Source organism: Marinobacter salinisoli (assembly GCF_017301335.1).
Lineage (GTDB): Bacteria > Pseudomonadota > Gammaproteobacteria > Pseudomonadales > Oleiphilaceae > Marinobacter > Marinobacter salinisoli.
The window spans coordinates 2,280,058-2,302,244 of sequence record NZ_CP071247.1 but is presented as its reverse complement, the minus strand read 5'-3'; the positions used below and the strand labels follow the sequence as shown (position 1 = coordinate 2,302,244).

At 57.6% G+C, this 22,187-nt stretch carries 21 protein-coding genes; 6 read left to right on the top strand and 15 right to left on the bottom strand.

Annotated elements, in window-relative coordinates:
* Positions 1–68: 68 nt before the first annotated feature.
* The 4 genes from ruvA to aspS form a co-directional block, all read right to left on the bottom strand.
* The gene (ruvA, locus tag LPB19_RS10480; protein ID WP_206642858.1) at positions 69–701 is read right to left on the bottom strand and encodes a Holliday junction branch migration protein RuvA; all 633 of its coding nucleotides are present in this window, start codon (positions 699–701) and stop codon (positions 69–71) included.
* Positions 702–731: 30 nt separating this feature from the next.
* Positions 732–1,259 (bottom strand): crossover junction endodeoxyribonuclease RuvC, encoded by a 528-nt coding sequence (ruvC, locus tag LPB19_RS10475; protein ID WP_206642857.1) that lies wholly within the window; start codon positions 1,257–1,259, stop codon positions 732–734.
* Between the two features lie 18 nt (positions 1,260–1,277).
* Positions 1,278–2,021 (bottom strand): YebC/PmpR family DNA-binding transcriptional regulator, encoded by a 744-nt coding sequence (locus tag LPB19_RS10470; RefSeq protein ID WP_206642856.1) that lies wholly within the window; start codon positions 2,019–2,021, stop codon positions 1,278–1,280.
* A gap of 68 nt (positions 2,022–2,089) precedes the next feature.
* Positions 2,090–3,886 carry an aspartate--tRNA ligase gene (gene aspS / locus LPB19_RS10465; RefSeq protein ID WP_206642855.1) on the bottom strand — a complete coding sequence of 599 codons (1,797 nt, stop codon included), beginning with the start codon at positions 3,884–3,886 and terminating at the stop codon, positions 2,090–2,092.
* Positions 3,887–4,133: 247 nt separating this feature from the next.
* Here aspS and fabR point away from each other — a divergent pair, with 247 nt between their 5' ends.
* A complete protein-coding gene (gene fabR / locus LPB19_RS10460; protein ID WP_206642854.1) occupies positions 4,134–4,766 on the top strand; it encodes an HTH-type transcriptional repressor FabR in 633 nt (210 codons plus the stop codon).
* Here fabR and LPB19_RS10455 read toward each other — a convergent pair.
* The 6 genes from LPB19_RS10455 to guaB form a co-directional block, all read right to left on the bottom strand.
* Positions 4,763–5,185: an HIT domain-containing protein gene (locus tag LPB19_RS10455; RefSeq protein ID WP_206642853.1), complete on the bottom strand. Its 423-nt coding sequence runs from the start codon at positions 5,183–5,185 to the stop codon at positions 4,763–4,765. The genes fabR and LPB19_RS10455 overlap by 4 nt on opposite strands.
* A gap of 5 nt (positions 5,186–5,190) precedes the next feature.
* Complete coding sequence (locus tag LPB19_RS10450) at positions 5,191–6,534, bottom strand: UDP-glucose dehydrogenase family protein (RefSeq protein WP_206642852.1); 1,344 nt, start codon at positions 6,532–6,534, stop codon at positions 5,191–5,193.
* A 50-nt stretch (positions 6,535–6,584) separates the two neighbouring features.
* On the bottom strand, positions 6,585–7,577 hold the full coding sequence (galE, locus tag LPB19_RS10445) for a UDP-glucose 4-epimerase GalE (RefSeq protein WP_206642851.1): 993 nt from the start codon (positions 7,575–7,577) through the stop codon (positions 6,585–6,587).
* A 5-nt stretch (positions 7,578–7,582) separates the two neighbouring features.
* Positions 7,583–8,098, bottom strand: a complete 516-nt coding sequence (gene tadA, locus LPB19_RS10440; protein ID WP_228289090.1) for a tRNA adenosine(34) deaminase TadA — start codon at positions 8,096–8,098, stop codon at positions 7,583–7,585.
* A gap of 10 nt (positions 8,099–8,108) precedes the next feature.
* A complete protein-coding gene (gene guaA / locus LPB19_RS10435; RefSeq protein WP_206642850.1) occupies positions 8,109–9,686 on the bottom strand; it encodes a glutamine-hydrolyzing GMP synthase in 1,578 nt (525 codons plus the stop codon).
* Positions 9,687–9,748: 62 nt separating this feature from the next.
* A complete protein-coding gene (gene guaB, locus LPB19_RS10430; protein WP_206642849.1) occupies positions 9,749–11,212 on the bottom strand; it encodes an IMP dehydrogenase in 1,464 nt (487 codons plus the stop codon).
* 190 nt (positions 11,213–11,402) lie between these two features.
* On the opposite strand from guaB, the gene xseA reads away from it, so the two are divergent.
* From xseA to LPB19_RS10415, 3 genes are all read left to right on the top strand, one after another.
* Positions 11,403–12,800 carry an exodeoxyribonuclease VII large subunit gene (gene xseA, locus LPB19_RS10425; protein WP_206642848.1) on the top strand — a complete coding sequence of 466 codons (1,398 nt, stop codon included), beginning with the start codon at positions 11,403–11,405 and terminating at the stop codon, positions 12,798–12,800.
* 106 nt (positions 12,801–12,906) lie between these two features.
* Positions 12,907–14,778, top strand: coding sequence for a propionyl-CoA synthetase (locus tag LPB19_RS10420; protein WP_206645768.1), 1,872 nt, complete (start codon positions 12,907–12,909; stop codon positions 14,776–14,778).
* Between the two features lie 314 nt (positions 14,779–15,092).
* The gene (locus LPB19_RS10415; protein WP_206642847.1) at positions 15,093–15,302 is read left to right on the top strand and encodes a cold-shock protein; all 210 of its coding nucleotides are present in this window, start codon (positions 15,093–15,095) and stop codon (positions 15,300–15,302) included.
* An 85-nt stretch (positions 15,303–15,387) separates the two neighbouring features.
* Here the strand turns inward: LPB19_RS10415 and leuA are convergent, their stop codons facing one another.
* Positions 15,388–17,082 carry a 2-isopropylmalate synthase gene (gene leuA, locus LPB19_RS10410; RefSeq protein WP_206642846.1) on the bottom strand — a complete coding sequence of 565 codons (1,695 nt, stop codon included), beginning with the start codon at positions 17,080–17,082 and terminating at the stop codon, positions 15,388–15,390.
* Positions 17,083–17,227: 145 nt separating this feature from the next.
* Here leuA and LPB19_RS10405 point away from each other — a divergent pair, with 145 nt between their 5' ends.
* Together LPB19_RS10405 and LPB19_RS10400 are read left to right on the top strand one after the other, a co-directional pair.
* Positions 17,228–17,725 carry an Lrp/AsnC family transcriptional regulator gene (locus LPB19_RS10405; RefSeq protein ID WP_228289089.1) on the top strand — a complete coding sequence of 166 codons (498 nt, stop codon included), beginning with the start codon at positions 17,228–17,230 and terminating at the stop codon, positions 17,723–17,725.
* A gap of 172 nt (positions 17,726–17,897) precedes the next feature.
* Entirely contained in the window at positions 17,898–19,631 is a 1,734-nt protein-coding gene (locus tag LPB19_RS10400) for a proline--tRNA ligase (RefSeq protein WP_206642845.1), read from the top strand.
* Between the two features lie 50 nt (positions 19,632–19,681).
* Here LPB19_RS10400 and murB read toward each other — a convergent pair whose 3' ends face one another.
* From murB to LPB19_RS10380, 4 genes are read right to left on the bottom strand one after another with little or no spacing between them, the layout of a single operon-like run.
* Positions 19,682–20,707, bottom strand: coding sequence for a UDP-N-acetylmuramate dehydrogenase (murB, locus tag LPB19_RS10395; protein WP_206642844.1), 1,026 nt, complete (start codon positions 20,705–20,707; stop codon positions 19,682–19,684).
* Positions 20,704–21,183 (bottom strand): low molecular weight protein-tyrosine-phosphatase, encoded by a 480-nt coding sequence (locus LPB19_RS10390; RefSeq protein ID WP_206642843.1) that lies wholly within the window; start codon positions 21,181–21,183, stop codon positions 20,704–20,706. Before LPB19_RS10390 ends, murB begins: the two co-directional genes overlap by 4 nt.
* Complete coding sequence (kdsB, locus tag LPB19_RS10385) at positions 21,180–21,968, bottom strand: 3-deoxy-manno-octulosonate cytidylyltransferase (protein WP_206642842.1); 789 nt, start codon at positions 21,966–21,968, stop codon at positions 21,180–21,182. The genes LPB19_RS10390 and kdsB overlap by 4 nt, the downstream gene beginning before the upstream one ends.
* Positions 21,969–21,993: 25 nt before the next feature.
* Positions 21,994–22,182, bottom strand: coding sequence for a Trm112 family protein (locus tag LPB19_RS10380; RefSeq protein WP_206642841.1), 189 nt, complete (start codon positions 22,180–22,182; stop codon positions 21,994–21,996).
* Positions 22,183–22,187 lie beyond the last annotated feature (5 nt).

Sequence of the window (22,187 nt, the reverse complement as noted above, 5' to 3'; positions counted from 1 at the left end):
CGGCCACTCAGTGTCACGTTACGCTCTATACAGGTTTGGCACCACAAAGGCGACATAGCAAGGAACTGCTACTTGGTTGGAATCATGCTCCGAAGGGCCAGCCGTATCAGGTCTTCGCTCGACATCCCCTCCTCAGCAATACGGCTGATAGCCCTGGCAGCTTCCTGCGGCTTGTACCCGAGCGCGATCAGAGCGGACTCTGCCTCGTCCTGCGCGTCAGCCACTGGCTCCTGATGGCTCGTTGGCGATCCCTCGGGAACAGCACCTCCGGCAGCCATAGGCACGAACTGCCCCTCTAGCTGACTGATCCGATCCGCCATATCAATCAAGAGGCGCTCGGCGGTTTTCTTGCCCACGCCCGGCAACTTCACCAGCGCATTCACATCCCGTGCTTCCACACAGCGGATGAATTGATGGGCATCCAGACCAGACAGGATGCCGACGGCCAGTTTAGGTCCGACCCCATTAACCTTGATCAGCAGGCGAAAAAGATCGCGATCGAGCCGGGAAGCAAAGCCGAACAGACTCTGGGCATCCTCCCTGACAGCGAAGTGGGTGTGCAGCGTCACTTCCTGCCCAGATTCCGGAAGGTGAAAGAAGGTGGTATAGGGTATGTCGATTTCGTAACCCAAGCCGGAACATTCAACCAACGCCTGGCCTGGCGTCTTTTCCACCAGCATTCCTCGAATACGACCAATCAACGGGAATCTCCTGTCGCTCTGCGGAGCGGTTTATTGTTGTCTTACTCGCCCACCCCGGGCGCGACCTTCGCCGCCAGCCACCTTCAGGATGCCAGCGTTCATGTGAGCATGACAGAGCGCAATCGCCAATGCATCCGCTGCATCCGCCTGGGGCTTTCGGGATAGCCCCAAAAGGGCCTGAACCATATGCTGAACCTGGGCCTTGTCTGCGCCGCCCTTCCCTACAACCGCCTGCTTTACCTGACGGGCCGAGTACTCATGCACCGGAAGTCCGCTGTTGGCTGCGCTGACAATAGCGGCGCCCCTGGCCTGCCCAAGCTTGAGAGCTGAGTCGGGATTGCGCGCCATGAACACCTGCTCAATGGCAAACTGGTCCGGCCGGTACTCGCCAATCAGGGTTGCGAGACCATGGAAAATGGCCTGCAGGCGTTCCGACATAACCTTTTCACCAACCCGGATGCACCCGCTGTCGATGTATTCGATGCGCCGACCTTCCGAGCGGATAATGCCGTAGCCAGTTATGCGGGAACCGGGATCCACGCCCAAAATTATCGCCAAGCTGGTACCCCGGCCAAGTTAGAGTGATTCCATGATGTCGGTGGATATCTCAGCGTTATGATAAACGCTCTGGACGTCGTCCAGATCTTCCAGCATATCGACAAGTCTGAGAATGGTTTCGGCGCCATCCCGGTCCAGCGGTACCTGCGTAGACGACACCCAGGTGACCTCGGCGTTATCCGGTTTCAGGCCAGCCTCAACCAGCGATTCTTTCACATCAAGGTACTGATCTGGCGTGGTGACGATCTCGAAAGAGCCGTCCTCCTGCTCTGCCAAATCATCCGCCCCGGCATTAACCGCCGCTTCCATCAGCTTATCTTCGGCCACATCCGGGCCGTAGCTGATCACACCCTGCTTCGTGAACAAATAGGCAACCGAACCATCGGTACCGAGGTTTCCGCCCATCTTATTAAAGGCATGGCGTACTTCAGCCACGGTTCGATTCCGGTTATCGGTCATCGCCTCGACGAAAATGGCAACTCCGCCGGGACCGTAGCCCTCATAAGTAAGCTCTTCGTAGTTGCTGTCGTCACCACCGCCAGCGCCTCGTTCGATAGCGCGCTCGATGGTGTCCTTCTTCATATTTGCGTTCAGTGCTTTATCGATCACCGCCCGCAAACGAGGATTATCCTCGGGATTACCGCCACCGTGCCGGGCGGCAACGGTGATCTCCCGGATAATTTTGGTGAAGATTTTGCCCCGCTTGGCATCCTGAGCCGCCTTGCGGTGTTTGATGTTGGCCCACTTGCTGTGACCCGCCATGAAACGCCTCCATCTTCTGGAAAAGCCGGCGCGCTGCCAAGCACCCCGGCTCTCCTGCCACTCTCAGCTTACTCGTCGTCGGCCTTGTTGCCCTCAGCAGGCTTTGCAGACTTGCGCAGCCGAATGTTGAGCTCACGCAGTTGTTTCTCGTCGACCTCGCCAGGTGCCTGGGTCATCAGGCACGTTGCGCTCTGGGTTTTCGGGAACGCAATAACATCCCGAATGGACGACGAACCGGTCATCAACATAACCAGACGATCCAGACCAAAGGCCAAACCACCGTGTGGCGGGCAACCGAACTTGAGTGCATCCAGCAGGAAGCCGAACTTGGCCCGGGCTTCAGTCTCACCGATACCGAGAATACGGAATACCGTTTCCTGCATGGTTTCGTCGTGGATACGGATGGAACCGCCACCAAGCTCGGTACCGTTCAGAACCATGTCGTACGCACGCGACAGGGAACCAGCCGGGTTGGCCTCCAGCTCTTCAGGCGAGCAGGATGGCGCGGTAAACGGGTGATGGATTGCGGTCAGACCACCGTCCGGGGTTTCTTCAAACATCGGGAAGTCGACAACCCACAACGGCGCCCACTCACTGGTCAGCATGCCGAGATCGTGACCCAGCTTGACCCGCAGCGCGCCGAGCGCTTCGTTGACCACAGTCGTCTTGTCAGCACCAAAGAACACAATGTCGCCATCTTCGGCACCAACACGCTCCATCATTGCCATGGCGATGTCATCACCAAGGAACTTGATGATCGGTGACTGCAGGCCATTTGCCCCGGCAGACAGATCATTGACCTTGATGTACGCCAGCCCCTTGGCACCGTAGATGCCCACAAACTTGGTGTAATCGTCGATCTGCTTCCGCGTCAGCTCGCCACCCTTGGGTACACGCAGCGCGGCAACACGGCCTTTCGGATCTTTTGCCGGGCCTGCGAACACCTTGAAGTCCACACCCTCGACCAGATCGGCAACATCCACCAGCTCCAGCGGGATACGAAGGTCCGGCTTATCGCTACCAAAACGCTGCATCGCCTCGGAATACGGCATGCGCGGGAATGCAGGAAGATCAACTTCCAGAACGTCTTTGAACAGGGAACGAATCATGTCTTCGTTCAGGGCCATCAAAGAGGCCTCGTCCACAAATGACGCCTCAATATCAACCTGGGTGAACTCCGGCTGACGATCCGCGCGCAGGTCTTCATCCCGGAAGCACTTGGCAATTTGATAATAACGATCGACGCCGGACACCATCAGCAACTGCTTGAACAGCTGAGGAGACTGCGGAAGTGCGAAGAACGACCCCTGGTGCGTGCGGCTTGGCACCAGATAATCCCGGGCACCTTCCGGTGTGGCACGGGTCAGTATGGGTGTTTCCACATCCATGAACCCGTTGGCATCGAGGTAGTTACGAATGTAGCTGGTAATCCGTGAGCGGAAACGCAGGCGATTTATCATCTCCGGACGACGCAGATCCACGAAACGGTAGCGAAGACGAACATCCTCACCCACATCCACATGCTCATCCAACGGGAACGGGGGTGTCGCAGCGGCGTTCAGAATGCTCAGGTCTTTGCACAGAAGTTCAACCTGCCCGGTCGGCATGTTGTTGTTCTCGGTGCCTGCAGGTCGACGACGCACCCGCCCAGTCACCTTGATAACAAACTCACTGCGAACCTTCTCCGCCAACCCAAAACTTTCTGGGGTGTCAGGATCCACAACCACCTGGGACATGCCATCCCGATCCCGCAGATCAAGGAAAATCACGCCACCATGGTCACGGCGGCGGTGTACCCATCCGCATAGAGTGACTTCTTGATCGATGTGGGATTCATTGATCCCACCGCAATAATGACTGCGCATACCGGTTCCCGTTGTTTCTGATATGTACTTGGTTTCTAGCAGGCAAAAAAGGACGGTGGCCTGCTTTTCGAAAACGACTCGGCCGCAATATGACGAGCAACGCGGCCTCCAGCTACTGGAAAAGCGGCCCATTATAAACACAATGACAATGAAAATCAGGCGTGATTCTACCCATCAGCCTGCGCAGGTGACTCACTAACGACAGATCGCTAAAATGCCCGCTTAATGCAGTCAACGGAGTCCCATTTTGTCGTCCAGAGCCGAACAAAAATTACGTACCCGACGGTCACTTATGGACGCGGCGCTTGCGCAGCTCAGCGCAGACCGTGGATTTGGCAGTCTGAGCCTGCGCGAGGTTGCGCGGGAGGCTGGCATTGCGCCAACGTCGTTTTATCGCCACTTTGCCGAACTGGATGAACTGGGACTTGCCCTCGTGGATGAGGGAGGGGTCGCCTTACGGCAGCTGATGCGCCAGGCCCGCAAACGCATTGCCAGCCATGGCAGCGCGATCTCGACCTCGGTAGACACTTTCATGGAATACCTGGGCAATAACGCCAACCTGTTCCGACTGATGCTTCGGGAACGCACCGGGGTATCCAAGCCCTTCCGTACTGCTGTAAAGGCGGAAATTGAGCACTTTGTAACCGAACTAACGGACGACCTCCGGCGCGTTGCCGAGGAACGGCAACGACCGCTGGCCAATGCCAGAATGGCGGCGGAAGCGATGGTTACTCTGGTATTTAATCAGGGTGCCGAGGCGCTCGACGCCACACCGAAGGAAAAAGAAGAACTGAAGGAAAAGCTTAAGGTCGAGCTACGAATGATCCTGGTTGGCGCCCAGACTCTGGCCAGAAAAAATAACCAGAAAACCCCGGGCTAACGCAGTACGCCGATAACCGGTTGCAGGGACCGCTGCATGCGATCCAATTCTGAGCTGTCGTATGGCACCGGTGGCTGCTTGCCCCAGACCGGTCCCGGCCAGGCGGGGTCGCCTTCGTGACGCACAATGTGGTGAAGATGGAGCTGGGGCACCATATTTCCAAGCGCCGCCACATTCATCTTATCGCCGGAAAACAGATCCATCATGCCCCGACTCAGCGCCGAAGACTCCCAAAGCAGCCTTTTCTGCTGAGTTTCCGAGAGCTCATAAATCTCACGGATACCAGCCACAGCCGGCACCAGGATGATCCAGGGCCAGGTTCGATCATTCATCAGGCGAATGTCACAAAGCTGGCTGCGACCCAGATCGATAGTGTCAGCCGATAACCTTTTGTGCAGAACATACCCGGCGCTGGTCATAGCCTTTACACCTGACTGAACTGATTAGTACCACGACCGATCGCGTAGTAAATCAGGTCGTAGCGGTCCAGCATTTCCGGCTCATAGAGATTCCGCCCATCGAACACCACCGGCTCGCGCAGCGCAGAGGCCACAAGCTCAAAGTCCGGCGAACGGAACTCCTTCCACTCGGTGCAAATCACCAGGACATCGGCGCCTTTGAGCGCCTGTTCCTTGGTTCCGCAAAGCACCAGGTCGTCTCGGTCACCATAGATACGCTGGGTTTCCTCCATAGCCTCCGGATCAAACGCCTGAACTTTGGCGCCCGCCTTCCAGAGATCCTCCATCAGCGTCCGTGACGAGGCCTCGCGCATGTCATCGGTATTTGGCTTGAACGCCAACCCCCACAGAGCCACAACCTTGCCGTCGAGATTGCCCTGAAAATAATGACTGACTTTATCGAACAGCACGTGCTTCTGCGCATAATTCACGGACTCAACCGCATTGAGCAGTTTCGCGTCGTAACCCACACCACTCGCCGTCCGGGCCAGCGCCTGAACATCCTTGGGGAAACACGAGCCGCCGTAGCCACAGCCCGGGTAGATGAAGTGATAACCAATACGAGGGTCAGAGCCAATCCCCTGCCGAACAGCCTCGACATCCGCACCAAGGCGCTCCGCCAGGTTGGCAATTTCATTCATGAAGCTGATCTTCGTCGCCAACATGGCGTTGGCCGCGTATTTCGTCAGCTCAGCCGACCGGATATCCATGAAGACCATCCGATCCCGCGACCGATTGAAAGGGTAATAAACCTCTTGCAGCAATTCCGCTGCCTTTTCGCTGTCCGTTCCTACCACAATGCGATCGGGCTTCATAAAGTCCTGAATGGCGGCACCTTCTTTGAGGAACTCAGGATTGGACACCACATCGAAATCGTGATCGAGCCCGCGTCGGTCGAGCTCGGCCTGAACCGCCGCCCGGACCTTGTCCGCCGTGCCCACCGGCACCGTGGATTTATCAATAACAACCTTGTAGCCGTCCATGAACTGACCGATGGAACGGGCCACGGCCGTGACGTACTGCAAATCAGCTGAGCCGTCCTCGTCTGGCGGGGTGCCAACGGCAATAAACTGCAGAACACCGTGGGCAACGGCCTCTTCGACATTGGTGGTGAATGACAGACGGCCGGCCTCGACCGTATGGCTGACGATACCCGCAAGCCCGGGCTCGTAGATGGGAATCTGACCGTTCTTCAACCGTTCGATTTTGCCCTCATCCACATCCATGCAAAGGACTTCATGGCCAACATCGGCAAGACAAGCACCGGTGACAAGACCAACATATCCCGTACCAAAAATCGTAATTTTCATGCGTTAAACCTTACAACCTTCCCTGATAGGAGCCAGACCCATTCGATGGATCAGTGATTCGAGGATTTCTTCTTCTGCCAGATGGCTTCCCACGCCAGCGCGGTGCTGACGATGGTATCGAGATCATCGTAATCCGATGACCAACCGAGCACTTCCCTGATTCGGGCGTTGTCTGCCATCAGCGCCGCCGGGTCGCCTGCCCGCCGCTCAGTCTCGGTCACCGGAAAATTGATGCCGGATTTCTGCTTCACCACGTCAATGACTTCGCGCACGGTAAAACCACGGCCATATCCGCAGTTCAGAACCTGGGATTCACCACCTTTGGCCATGTAATCCAGCGCCATGACGTGTGCCTTGGCCAGGTCTTCGACATGAATGTAATCGCGAATGCAGGTGCCGTCCCGGGTATCGTAATCGGTACCGAAAATATTCATACCCTCACGCTGACCGGTGACGCATTCGCAGGCCACCTTGATCAGATGGGTTGCTTCCGGCGTGGCCTGTCCGAGCAAGCCATCCGGATTGGCGCCCGCCACATTGAAGTAGCGCAGGATGACGTAGTTCAGACTGGATGCGGCGGACAGATCCATAATCATCCGCTCGCTCATCATCTTGGACGCACCGTAGGGGTTAATCGGCGCCAGGGGCAAGTCTTCGGTCAGCACAGTCTGCTCCGGCATACCGTAAACGGCAGCAGTCGAGGAAAAGACCATGTAGGGAACCCCATGAGCCTCCACCGCTTTCAGCAGATTCAGTGTATTACGAGTATTGTTGCTGTAGTACTTCAGCGGGTTTGCGACGGACTCGGGCACCACGATGTTGGCCGCGAAGTGAAGAACTGCCTCGAACTTATGGGCTGCGAACAAATCGTTCAGGGCCGCATCATCCGCGAGATCGCCAACAACCAGCTCGCCCGCGGTTACGGCCCACCGGTATCCGGTAGATAAATTGTCATACACGACAATGTCGTGACCCGCCTGCGCCAGCTGCCTGACTACATGGCTTCCGATATATCCGGCACCGCCGGTAACGAGAACTTTCATGAGCTTTACCACTCCTTCCCTGAGGTTCTTTTGCGCCTCTGCCGGATTTCCTTGCGCCGTGCACTAAAAAAATCGCTCAGCATCTGGCTACACCGCTGCTGCAGCACACCGCCTGCAGTCGACACCTTCCAGTTGAGATGCGGCTCTTCCAGTGTACGACGGGTCGATTCTACCGCACCCGCCTTGGGTTCTATAGCACCGTACACCAGCCGGCTTACACGACTGTGAACCACTGCGCCAACACACATGGTGCAAGGCTCCAGTGTTACATACAGTGTGGCACCAGAAAGCCGATAATTCCCGACTCTTGCCGCCGCATCCCGAAGAGCGCGAATTTCAGCGTGGGCAGTGGGATCGCACCCGGAGATCGGTGCGTTGAAGCCAGCACCGATCTCGCGCCCATCAAGCACCACCACGGCACCAACAGGAACTTCCCCGAAGCTGGCCGCCTGGGCAGCCAGTTCGAGGGCGCGCTCCATCCAACGCTGATCAGCACCAGATGAGATGGATGACGAGGTCATCGGCGCCTGATTACTCCCACTCGATCGTGGCAGGCGGCTTGGAGGATATGTCGTAGGTGACGCGGGAAACGCCCGTTATTTCATTGATAATCCGGTTGGAAACGGTCTCGAGAAGATCGTATGGCAGGTGCGCCCACCGGGCGGTCATGAAATCAATGGTTTCCACGGCCCGCAGTGCAATAACGTATTCGTATCGCCGTGCATCACCGACAACACCGACAGACTTCACCGGCAGGAAAACCGCAAAAGCCTGACTGGTCTTGTGGTAAAGATCGGCCCGGTGCAGTTCTTCAAGGAAGATCGCATCAGCCCGGCGAAGAATATCGGCGTACTCTTTCTTCACCTCGCCCAGAATCCGAACACCCAGCCCGGGCCCCGGGAACGGATGACGGTAGACCATGTCATACGGCAGGCCCAGCTCCAGACCAATCTTGCGCACCTCATCCTTGAACAGCTCACGCAGCGGCTCAACCAGCTTGAGTTTCATGGTCTCGGGCAGACCACCCACATTGTGATGCGATTTGATCACATGAGCCTTGCCGGTTTTCGAAGCGGCAGATTCGATCACATCCGGGTAGATGGTGCCCTGAGCCAGCCAATCCACGTCCGTGATCCGCGCCGCTTCGTCGTCGAACACATCGATGAAGGTGTTGCCGATGACCTTGCGCTTATCTTCAGGATCAGACACACCCTTCAGCTTGGACAGGAACAGGTCCTCGGCCTCTGCCTTGATCACCTTGACCCCCATATTGCGGGAGAACATGTCCATCACCTGCTCGCCCTCATTGAGACGCAGCAGGCCGTTGTCGACGAAGACGCAGGTGAGCTGGTCACCAATCGCCTTGTGCAGCAGGGCCGCGGTTACCGAGGAATCCACGCCACCGGACAATCCCAGCAAAACCTTGTCGGAACCCACCTGTTCGCGAATTTTTTCGACCGCATCTTCAACAATCTTGGCCGGCGTCCACAGCACTTCGCACTTGCAGATATTGAGCGCAAAGTGCTCCAGAATCCGCTTACCCTGGAGCGTATGCGTGACTTCCGGGTGGAACTGCACGCCATAGAGGTGTCGGCTGACGTCCTGCATGGCTGCAATCGGCGCACTTTCTGTGGCGGCCAGCAACTCAAAGCCTTCCGGCATGCTGACCACTTTGTCGCCATGGCTCATCCAGACATCTAGCAGCGAGGTGCCATTGGCGTCGAGATGATCCTTGATATCCTTCAGCAACGGTCCTTCGGCACGCACCTTAACCTGCGCATAACCGAACTCGCGCTTCTCAGAACTTGCCACTCGCCCGCCCAGTTGCTCGGCCATGGTCTGCATGCCGTAGCAGATTCCCAGAACTGGAATGCCTCGCTCGAACAACCCCTCTGGAGCGCGCGGCCCACCCAGCTGAGTCACAGATTCCGGTCCGCCAGCCAGAATAATCCCTTTCGGGTTGAAGTCGTTCAGCTCGTCGTCGGTAATGTCGAACGGCTTGATTTCACAATAAACGCCGATTTCCCGAACGCGGCGCGCAATCAGCTGCGTGTATTGCGAGCCGAAATCGAGAATCAGGATGCGATGTTCATGAATGTTCTGGGCCATGGATTCCTCGGGTACAGAATGAACAACGCGGCTCAGTGAGCCGCGCTTGGATGTTTCATTGATTAACCAATACGGTAGTTCGGAGCTTCCTTGGTGATGGTCACGTCATGGACGTGACTCTCACGCATACCGGCAGCGGTAATCCGCACGAATTCGGGCTTGGTCCGCATTTCATCCATCGTCGCACTGCCCGTGTAACCCATAGAGGCGCGCAAGCCACCCACAAGCTGGTGCACGATGTTGCGCATCGGGCCCTTGCAGGCCACGCGACCTTCAATACCCTCTGGAACCAGCTTCTCGATGCCTTTGCTGGCATCCTGGAAGTACCGGTCACTGGAGCCCTGCCCCATGGCGCCGAGGGACCCCATACCGCGGTAGGCCTTGTAGCTCCGGCCCTGATACAGTTCAACCTCGCCCGGCGCCTCGTCTGTGCCAGCCAGCAAGCTGCCGATCATGACGCTGTGGGCGCCCGCGGCGATGGCTTTGGCGATATCGCCGGAGAACCGGATACCACCGTCGGCAATCAGCGGAACACCGCGATCCTTGAGGGCGGCAGCGACATTGGAAACAGCCGAGATCTGCGGCACACCGATACCGGCGACGATCCGGGTGGTGCAGATTGAGCCGGGGCCGATCCCCACTTTCACCGCATCAGCGCCGGCATCTGCCAGCGCAATGGCGGCTTCGGAGGTGGCGATATTGCCACCGATGACCTGTACGTCCGGGAAGTTCTGTTTCACCCAGCGCACACGCTCCAACACACCACGGGAATGGCCATGGGCCGTATCCACGACAATGACGTCGACACCGGCTTCGGCCAGTGCTGTCACGCGTGCATCGGTGTCACCACCAGTGCTGACCGCGGCACCAACCCGCAGACGACCCTGCTCATCTTTACAGGCCAGCGGGTAGTCTTTCGCTTTCTGAATATCTTTAACGGTGATCAGCCCGCGCAGCTCGAAGTTGTCGTTAACGACCAGCACCTTCTCGATGCGGTGACGATGGAGCAACTCTTTGACATGCTCCAGGCTCGCGCCCTCTTTGACGGTCACCAGTTTTTCCTTGGGCGTCATGATGTCCCTGACCAGGGTATCCATCCGGCTTTCGAAACGGATGTCACGGCCAGTCACGATGCCCACCAGATCGTTACCATCAACCACCGGCAAGCCGGAAATGTTGTTGGCCATGGTGATATCAACCAGCTCACGCACGGTGGTGTCCGGCGCAACGGTGATCGGGTCTTTGACGACACCGCTCTCAAACTTTTTGACCTTTCGAACTGCGGCTGCCTGTTGCTCCACGGTCATGTTCTTGTGCATGATGCCGATGCCGCCTTCCTGAGCCATGGCAATCGCCAGCTCGGCTTCGGTCACCGTATCCATGGCCGATGAGAGCAGCGGGATATTCAGGGTAATGTCCCGGGTCAATTGGGTCTGGAGACTGACCTCGTGCGGCAGCACTTCGGAGTATCCGGGAACCAGCAGAACGTCATCAAACGTGAGGCCTTCTTCGGCAATTCGCAGCATTGGGATCCGCCTTTTGAACATGCTAATTTGGAAATTTCCATGCTGTCTCTGCGGCGTGACAGCAAAGCAAAAACCTTAATCGAGCTATTATAAAGTGGCTCCACGGGTCAGTAAACCGCGAAGAAACCGTCGCATCACGCTATCCTTCTGAAATAAAAGATTTTTTACTCACAAGTCTCGGCTATTGCTTATGAATCGATCCGGCTCAACCCCCCTTACACCCTCAACGACGGACACCAGACCACGCGCCCTGACCGTCAGCGAGCTGAACCATCAGGCCCGACACCTGCTGGAATCCAGCTTTATGCAGGTCTGGGTGGAGGGTGAGCTGTCCGGGTTCTCTCGCCCGTCGTCCGGGCATTGGTACTTCTCGCTCAAGGATGCCCGGTGTCAGATCCGGTGCGCCATGTTCCGGGGTTTCAATCAGCGTATCCGGAATATCCCCAAAGAAGGCGACCAGGTCAGAATCCGCGGGAAAGTTACGCTGTACGAGAACCGAGGTGATTTTCAGATCATCGTCGAACACATCGAGCCGGCAGGACTGGGCGCCCTTCAACAGGCATTCGAGCAACTGAAGGCAAAGCTCCAGGCCGAAGGATTGTTCGACGCCGGCCGGAAGAAGCCCATCCCGGCCATGCCCCGGCACATCGGCGTCGTCACCTCGCCCACGGGGGCGGCGATTCACGACATCCTGACCGTCCTCGCCCGGCGCTGCCCGGCGATTCCAGTGACACTCTACCCGACCGCGGTTCAGGGCAAAGAAGCCACGGCTGATATCGTGCGGGCTATTGATAGAGCACAAGCTCACGGCAAGGCCGATGTACTCATCGTGGGCCGTGGCGGCGGGTCTCTGGAAGACCTCTGGTGCTTCAACGAAGAAGCGGTAGCTCGGGCCATTGCCGGCTGCACGATTCCCACCGTGAGCGCGGTCGGGCACGAAGTGGACGTTACCATCGCCGACTTTATTGCCGACCTGAGGGCTCCCACCCCCTCCGCTGCCGCGGAAAAAATTTCTCCGGATCAGAGCCACTGGCTAAGACAAATTCGCGACCAGGAATTGCGGCTTGGCAACGCAGCAAGGCGATCCATCAAGCGCCTGGAGACCCAGCTCGGACATCTGAGCGCCCGACTGAGAGACCCGAGACGCAGCCTACTTGAGAAAGCCCAGCGCCTGGATGAGCTGGAGTTGCGACTGAGCAAAGGTCTGACCCAGCGTCTCGATCAACAGAACGTGCGCATGGAGCACCTCCGTCAGCGCCTCGCCATGCAGTCGCCCGCGCGCCAGCTCACCGGCTGCCAGGAGACCCTGATGAGGCAGAGCCAGAGCCTGCATCAGGCACTGCACCAGCAACTTGATCGTTACCGCAACCGGCTTGAGCACACCGCGCAGACACTCCATGTCGTCAGCCCGCTGGCAACTCTTGGCCGCGGCTACGCCATTGTTCGCGATGACCAGGGGCGCATCCTGCGCGACGCAGCCGGTCTTTCCGAGGGCGACCGCATCCGGGCCCGGCTGGCCAGCGGATCATTTGCTGCGACCGTGACCAGCGTCGACGACCAGAACGGAGCCTCCCGCCTGAAAGACTAAGCCAATGGTCTACTAGTCGCCGATTTCAAACAGCCTAGAGTTGGAGTTGTACAAGGGTTGTACAACAACAAGAAAGATAAAAGCAGGCTGAATGAAGGTGGAATGTATGGGCTATTACACGGAGTTTCGACGGTCTATCGACCATCCGGAAGACTTCTGGCGCGAACAGGCAGGAAAGATCGACTGGATAAAGCCGCCGAAAACCATATGGCAAGCAACGAGTAACGGTCACGGCGTCTGGTTTCCGGATGGCGAACTCAACTCCTCGCAAATTGCTCTGGATGCCAACATCAACGCCGGCCGGGGTGATCAGGCCGCGCTGATCTACGACTCACCGGTCACGGACACAAAGCGCTCGTACACCTACCGCGAACTGACCGAAGCGGTTGCCCTATTCGCCGGCGCGCTCAAGAATCAGGGCATCGCCAAGGGCGACCGGGTCATCATCTATATGCCGATGATTCCCGAAGCCGTTATCGGCATGCTGGCTTGCGCCAGAATTGGCGCCGTTCACTCGGTGGTCTTCGGTGGATTCGCGTCTCACGAACTGGCCGTGCGCATCGATGACGCCAAGCCCAAGGCCGTGCTGACCGCCTCTTGCGGCATTGAAGTCAATCGAGTGATCGCCTATAAGCCATTGGTCGACAGAGCCATCGACCAATCCGAACACAAGCCCGACTGCTGCATTGTCTTCCAGCGCCCGGAAGTAACGGCCGAATTCAATTCCGACCGCGATGTCGACTGGCAGGCCGCAACGGAAGCCGCCGAACCGGCCGACCCGGTGCCCGTCAAAGCAACCGATCCACTGTATATCCTGTATACCTCCGGCACCACCGGTAAGCCGAAAGGTGTGGTCCGCGATAATGGCGGGCATGCCGTCGCCATTACCTACAGCATGAAACTGGTGTACGACGCCAACCCCGGCGATGTCTACTGGGCGGCGTCGGATGTGGGCTGGGTAGTCGGCCACAGCTACATTGTCTACGGCCCACTCTTTGCCGGCTGTACGACCATTCTTTATGAGGGTAAGCCGGTAAAAACTCCTGACGCCGGTGCGTTCTGGCGCGTCGTTCAGGACCACGGCGTGAACCTGCTGTTCACCGCTCCTACCGCGTTCCGGGCAATTCGCAAAGAAGATCCGGAGGCGGACCAGCTGGCCCGTTACAACATCAACTCCCTGAAACGCCTCTTCCTGGCCGGCGAACGCCTCGACCCGCCAACATACGATTGGCTCAAGGAGCACACTAATCTCCCGGTCCTGGATCATTGGTGGCAAACGGAGACCGGCTGGGCCATCTGCTGCAACCCGGTGGGTCTTGAGATGATGAAAACCAAAGCCGGCTCCGCCACTGTGCCGTCGCCGGGCTTCAATGTTCAGATCGTCGACAGCCGAGGCCACCAGACGCCGGCCGGCCAACAGGGTCAGGTGGTGGTCAAGCTGCCCCTGCCTCCCGGTTGCCTGCTGACAGTATGGGGCGATGACCAGCGGTTTCAGCACAGCTATCTCGACCCGGTGCCGGGCTACTACACCTCCGGCGACGGCGGCTACATTGACGAAGATGGCTACGTATTCATTATGGGGCGCACCGACGACGTCATTAACGTCGCAGGCCACCGCTTGTCTACCGGGGAAATGGAAGAAGTTCTGGCATCCCATCCGGCCGTTGCCGAATGCTGCGTGGTGGGCGCCCACGACGAGCTCAAGGGCCAGATACCGATCGGACTGGTGCTCATCAAGGACGGCGCCACCATCAACCATGACGAACTGGAGGATGAGCTGGTCGAGATGGTGCGGGAGAAAATCGGTGCAATTGCCTGCTTCCGACGGGCGCTGGTGGTCGAGCGGCTGCCCAAAACACGCTCGGGAAAAATTCTACGCCGAGTCATTCGTCAGATCGCCGACGGTGAAGAGTACACCGTTCCCAGCACAATTGACGACCCCGCCATCCTGACGGAAATCAAAGAACAGCTTGGCTAATTAGTGACCATTAACCTGCCAGCCGGCTGCCAGAAGGCAGCTGGCCATTTTCCAACCATGGGAGTGGCAAATAGCTGTTTTAAATGGTGAATTTTAATGAACAAAGGAGTGAAAAATGCGTTGACGCGTAATGAAGTCGGTCTATACTGAAAATTGCTGTGAAAATACAGCGGTATTTTGTGAATGTGATTTGACGTCCTGCCGAAGTGCTTTTCGTTACTCCTTCCTCAGTACTCCCTGGTTTTCCAGCACGCGTTCCGAAAGGAATCATGAAGGTCCCCGTGAGGGAAAGATTGAAAAATACAGGAAAGATCATGTCCGATACAAAAACAGGCCACGTTAAGTGGTTCAACGACTCCAAGGGCTTTGGATTTATCGCTCAGGACGGCGGCAGTGACGTTTTCGTTCACTACAGTGCAATCAACGCTTCCGGTTTCCGCTCCCTGGCTGAAGGCCAGCAGGTGCAATTCACAATCACGCAGGGACCCAAAGGTCCGCAGGCGGAGAATGTGACCCCGGTGTGAGGTTGCCAGACCCGTCCACTGCCCCTCACGGGCATTGGAAAACCAGAAAGCCGGCATCTCTGCCGGCTTTTTTTATGCGCCCTGTTCAGGCTCCGACAGCCACCGGATCCTGCTTCTGCACGCCATAACGCTCACCCGCCACTTGGGCAACCGCTGACAGCAGGGCCTGTAACGTCGCGGACGTGGTGTCTTCGGCCAGCGCAGCGGCGCTGCAGTGCTGGTCATTCACCGTTACGCGAATGCACGCCATGGCGTTAGCCTTGGTACCCTCGCCCAAGGCAAACTCATCGTAGGCCTCGACGGCAATAGTCAGCCCGAACTGTCGTTCCAGCGCATCTGAGACAGCCTCCACCGCACCAAGGCCCTGCCCTGCCAACGACAAACAGATGTCAGGACTACCAACGGAGACCTCTGCCTTTACGCCGGAATCATCGCGCCGAAGGTCATAGGACGACAGCGCCCAGCCCGACGGAACGTTCAGATAGCGCGACTCGAAAAGACGGTGGATTGTCAGTGAGTCGATTTCGCCGCCGTTGGTCTCGGCTTCCTGCTGAACCACTTTACTGAATTCAATTTGCAGCCAGCGCGGCAGAGAGATGTCGTAATCCCGTTCCAGAACGTAAGCCACTCCTCCTTTACCCGACTGGCTGTTGATGCGCACAACTTCTTCATACCGGCGGCCCACATCAAACGGATCAATCGGCAGATACGCCACGTTCCAGGTATCGTCCGGCTTGCGGCGCGCCAGACACTTGCGAATGGCGTCCTGATGGCTGCCGGAAAACGCCGTGAAGACCAGTTCGCCCGCGTAGGGGTGGCGCGGGTGGGTAGAGATTTCGGTACAGGCTTCAACCACTTCGGTGATCTCGGCCATGCATGACAGGTCCAGCATCGGATCCACCCCCTGGGAGTAGAGGTTCATGGCCATGGTGACCAGATCCATGTTGCCGGTGCGCTCACCGTTGCCCATCAACGTGCCTTCCACACGGTCAGCCCCGGCCATCACCGCCAATTCAGCGGCCGCCACACCGCAACCGCGGTCGTTGTGGGTATGCACACTGATGCTCAAGTGCTCGCGGCGCTGAATGTTGTCGCAGATCCACTCAATCTGGTCTGCGAAAACGTTCGGGGTCGCCATCTCCACCGTTGCTGGCAGGTTAATGATTACGGGCTGCCCCTGGTCCGGGCGCCACACCTCGGTGACGGCGTTCACTACCTCTGCGGCAAAATCGAGTTCGGTACCGGTGAAGCTTTCCGGCGAATACTGGAAGGTCCACTCCGTTTCCGGGTACTTCTGGGCAAACTCACGAACCACCCGGGCACCGTTAACGGCTATGTCACGAATACCTGCACGGTCCAGACCGAAAACCTGCTCTCTTTGCACCGTCGATGTGGAGTTGTAGACATGCACGATAGCCCGCTTCGCACCCTTCAACGCCTCATAGGTACGCTCGATCAACTCCGGCCGGGCCTGGGTCAAGACCTGAATTGTGACGTCATCCGGAATCCGGTTTTCTTCGATCAACCTACGGCAGAAATCAAAATCAGGCTGGCTGGCTGACGGAAAGCCGATCTCAATTTCCTTGAAACCGAGCTTGACGAGCAAATCGAACAGACGCTGCTTCTGCTGAACATTCATGGGCTTGACCAGCGCCTGGTTGCCGTCTCGCAGGTCCACCGCACACCACATCGGAGCCTTCTCGATAACCTGATCCGGCCAGCGGCGATCGGTCTTTCGAATGGGTTTGAATGCTGCGTACTTACGGTGATCAAAAGCCATGTGAAAGATCCTTGCATGAGCGATGGCTGAATTATTCCTACTGCACTAGGTTAACCCCAAATCAGCAGAATTTGATTGCTATTTTCGTCTGATAAATCTATTTTTGGCAATACTATTCCTAATAAAGCCTAATTTGCACAATAATATGCCTTCTAAAACCGAGACCCTGGTGAAAATCGACAACACCGATCGTCGAATCCTGGAGCAGCTCCAGCAAAATGGCGCCCTGACCAATCAGGAGCTCGCGGAAAAGGTGGGGCTCTCGCCCTCCCCCTGCCTGAGACGAGTCAGGGCACTGGAGGACGCGGGCATTCTGCTCCGTACGGTGACGGTGCTCGACCACAAAAAGCTTGGTCTGTCTCTCACCGCCATCATTCTGATCGGCATGGACCGGCATACCCCGGAGCGCTTCGCGGCATTCGAGGAACAGGTATCGGAGTATCCGGAGGTTCAGGAATGCTACCTGATCACCGGGCAGGATGCGGATTACATGCTGAAGGTCGTGGTTCCGGATATGGACCACTATCATCACTTTCTGCTGAACCGAATTACCAGGATTCCCGGCGTCAGTGGCGTCCACTCCAGCTTTGTTCTTCGTCGGGTTATCGACAGCACAACCCTGCCCCTGGGATATCTGTCCTGACCGGGCTGGCAATATAACCGGACGGTTAAGAGATTCCGTCACCGTCGTCTGTACCTTGGCATACAGCCTCCGTACAATATCGCCCACACAAATTTCAGGTACAGGCCCGGCGGCACCATGTCAGCCTGTCCACGAATCCAGACACTCCTGAATTGAGCATACGGAAAACAAAATGCGAGCTAGCCGTTATCTGATTGCAACCCTGAAAGAAACGCCGGCGGATGCCGAGGTGATCAGCCACCAGCTCATGCTGCGTGCCGGGATGATCCGCAAGCTAGCGGCCGGCTTGTACACATGGCTGCCCATGGGCCTGCGCACCCTGCGAAAGGTAGAGCGCATTGTTCGCGAAGAAATGGACAAGAGTGGCGGACAGGAAGTACTGATGCCCGCGGTTCAGCCCTCGGAACTGTGGGAAGAATCCGGTCGCTGGGACCAGTACGGCGGTGAACTGCTCAGGCTCAATGACCGTCATGGCCGCGACTTCTGCTTCGGGCCGACGCACGAAGAAGTGATTACCGATCTGATCCGCAACGAATTGAAGAGCTATAAGGAACTGCCCGCCAACTTCTACCAGATTCAGACCAAGTTCCGCGATGAGCGGCGCCCTCGCTTTGGTGTGATGCGTGCCCGCGAATTCGTGATGAAGGATGCCTACTCGTTTCACCTGAACACTGAGTCACTGGGTGAAACCTACGACATCATGCACCAGACTTATTGCGCCATATTCGACCGACTGGGACTGGATTATCGCCCGGTTCAGGCCGATTCCGGCGCCATTGGCGGCAGCGCGTCCCACGAATTCCACGTGCTGGCCTCCTCCGGTGAAGACGACATCGTGTTCAGCACGGAAAGCAGCTACGCCGCCAACATTGAAAAGGCTGAAGCCGTTGCCCCTGCCGGTGAGCGTCCTGCGCCGTCCGAAGAACTGAAAGAAGTAGCCACCCCGGACCAACGCACCATCGAGGACGTGTCTAAGTTCCTGGGCGTAGACACAACCCGCACCGTGAAGACGCTTTTGGTCAAAGGCGAAGAGGACGAGAACGGCCAGGCCGGACTGGTCGCGCTCATCCTGCGGGGTGATCACACCCTGAACGAAATCAAAGCCGAGAAACTGGAAGGTGTAGCAGAGCCGCTGACCATGGCAACCGATGAGGAAATCGAGAAGGCCACCGGCTGCAAGCCCGGCTCTATCGGCCCTGTGAAGCTCAACATCCCGGTAATTGTCGATCGTAGTGCAGCCCAGCTCGCCAATTTCGTATGCGGCGCTAACAAGGAGGGCTACCACCTGACCGGCGTGAACTGGGAACGGGACGCGGTGCCAGGCCAGGTTGCGGATCTTCGTAACGTCGTGGAAGGCGATCCAAGTCCGGATGGTAAAGGTACTCTGGAAATCCGTCGCGGCATCGAAGTGGGCCATATCTTCAAGCTTGGCGACAAATACAGCCAGGCCATGAACGCCACGGTTCTCGATGAGCATGGAAAGAGCGTGGTGATGCAGATGGGCTGCTACGGTATCGGGGTTTCGCGCATCGTGGCCGCATCCATCGAGCAGAACCACGACGACAAAGGCATCATCTGGCCGGATGCCATCGCCCCCTTCGAAGTGGCGATTGTTACCCTCAATGCCCATAAATCGCCGACAGTTGCGGAAGCTGGCGACAAGCTATACGAGCAGCTGCGTCAGGCTGGTTTCGATGTGCTTCTGGATGACCGGAACGAACGCCCAGGAGTTAAGTTTGCCGACATGGAATTGATCGGCATCCCACACCGCTTTGTGGTATCCGACCGGGGGCTGACTGCGGGAACTCTGGAATACAAGGGTCGTCGCGACGAGGAAAAGCAGGATGTCGCGATCGAAGAAGCACTGAGCTTCCTGTTGAATCAGTCGCCACGCAAAGGGCTGTAAGCCTCTACCAGAAGGGCGGCCGGCAACGGCCGCTCCTGAAACCCTGCCGCCTAGCTTACAACGCCGGGTTCCATCTCCAGTTCCACGCCAAACTTCGCCTTCACTGACGCACGAATCTCGGCCGCCAGCGCCAGAATATCGGCCCCTGTACCGTTGGAATGGTTGATCAGCACCAGTGCCTGGCGGTTGTGCACCCCCACTCGGGCATTGCGGAATCCTTTCCAGCCACTCTGGTCGATCAGCCAGGCAGCCGCAAGCTTGACCCCCTGAGACTGGGGATAACCGACGATACCGGGGAACAGCGCCCTCAGGCGATCGTATTCACTGGCATCCACCACCGGGTTTTTGAAAAAGCTGCCTGCATTGGGCAGCGTGGCGGGATCCGGCAGCTTTCTTCGGCGAATCGCCATCACTGCCTCCACCACATCCATGACCTGGCACTCCGGATTCGCCTTATCGCCCAGGTACTCCTCAAGGTCTTTGTAACCGAGCTGAAGCGGCTTGGTGCGCGAAAGCCGCAACCGAATGTCGGTGATCACGTAGCGCCCGGGAACTTCCTTGAACAGGCTGTCTCGGTAGGCAAAACGGCAGTCGTCGTTGGTCAGCTCGACCATGGCACCGGAGCGACGATCCAGCGCCGATACCGATACCAGGGTGTCGCACAGCTCTACCCCATACGCACCAATGTTCTGCACCGGGGCAGCACCTGCGGTTCCGGGAATCAGCGCCAGGTTCTCAATTCCGCGGTATCCGGCCCCTGCCGCGTATAACACAGCGTCATGCCAGTTTTCACCCGCACCCAGAACCAGAGTCGCCTCACTGTCACAGAGGTCTTGCCAGTACCTTGCCCGGATACAAATGCGGATAACCAGACCTTCAAAATTTCCATCGAACACCAGATTACTGCCGCCACCCAGGATCAGTACCCTGACTCCCTTGCCTGAGGCCCACTCCAGCGCCGACTGCAGGCCTTCGGCATCCCGTGCCTCAAAGTAATAACGGGCAACCGAGCCAACATGCAGAGTATTCAGGTCTTGGAGTTCAACCTGCTCCAGCAGTCCGTTCAACTGACTCAAGACAGGCGCTCCCGGATTTCAGCCAACAAGCCCTCACCGGCCTCGTGAATCAGATCCAACACCAGCTCAAAACCGTCCTCACCGCCGTAATAGGGGTCAGGCACCTCCTGATGGCCGGAGCGCCCATAGTCAAGAAACAGGACCGGACGGGTTCCCCCTGTCTGATGCCAGACGTCGGTGACATCCGCCAGATTTTGACGATCCATGACCAGTACGTGGTCAAAACGCACGAGGTCGTCGGTCACGAACTGCCGGGCCCGAAGCCGGGTGATATCAACACCCCGCTTTCTGGCCGCCTGGACGGCCCTAGAGTCTGGTGACTTACCCACATGCCAATGACCGGTGCCGCAGGAATCCACCTCAATTTGATCCCCCAGACCAGACTGATCCACCAGTGCCTGGAAGACACCCTCAGCACTTGGCGAACGACAAATGTTGCCGAGACAGACAAACAGCACACGAACCTTGTCGGTCATTGATGCCCCCTTCCCTGCATCCATTCACGAAGCCGCGACAGGTCTGCCTCGGTATCGACACCCGCGGGCGGTGTTTCCAGTGCCACATCCACGTGAATCTGCGCGCCGTTATACAGCGCCCTTAGCTGCTCAAGCGCCTCGACCTGCTCCAGAGGCGCGGGCGGCCAGCTGACGAACTGCTCCAGAACGCTGGCCCGGTAGCCATAAATGCCGATGTGACGGAAGTACCCGATATTTTCCGGCAGGGAGACTCCGGCGCCTGGCAGTGGCGAGCCTTCCTGCCACAAATCCCGCGCCCAGGGGATGGGCGCCCGGCTGAAATAATGCGCCATGCCCTGATGGTCAAAAACCACCTTGACTACGTTCGGGTTAAAAACCTGCTCCGCATCGTGCAGCCTTTCGCACAAAGTGGCGATGGCAGCGTCCGGGTAAAGCTCAAGATTATCGGCAACCTGATTGATGACGGCCGGGGGAATCAGAGGTTCGTCCCCCTGCACGTTCACGACCCGGTGGTCGGGCTCGAACTCCAGCAAACGGGCCACTTCCTCCAGTCGGTCGGTGCCACTGGCGTGGTCCGGAGATGTCATCACCACATCCGCACCAAAGGCTTCGCAGGCGGATTGGACGCGATCATCATCGGTCGCGATAACGACCCGTTCGGCTCGACTTTCCTGTGCCCGCTCAAACACATGCTGAATCATGGGCTTGCCGGCAATATCCGCCAACGGTTTGCCCGGAAGCCGGGTTGACGCATAACGTGCGGGGATTACAACGGTAAAAGACATGGGCGCGGTATCCTGATTCGACGTTTTAACGCTTATCGAGACGTTCGTCCGTGCTGAGGGTCCGGGCCTCTCCTGCAAGCATCACCGGGATGCCTTCGCGGATCGGGAACGCCATGGCGTCCTGGTAACAGATGAGCTCGGTCCGCGGCTCATTCAGTTTCAGATCACCCTTGCACACAGGGCAGGACAGCATTGCCAGCAGTTTCTTATCCATAATCA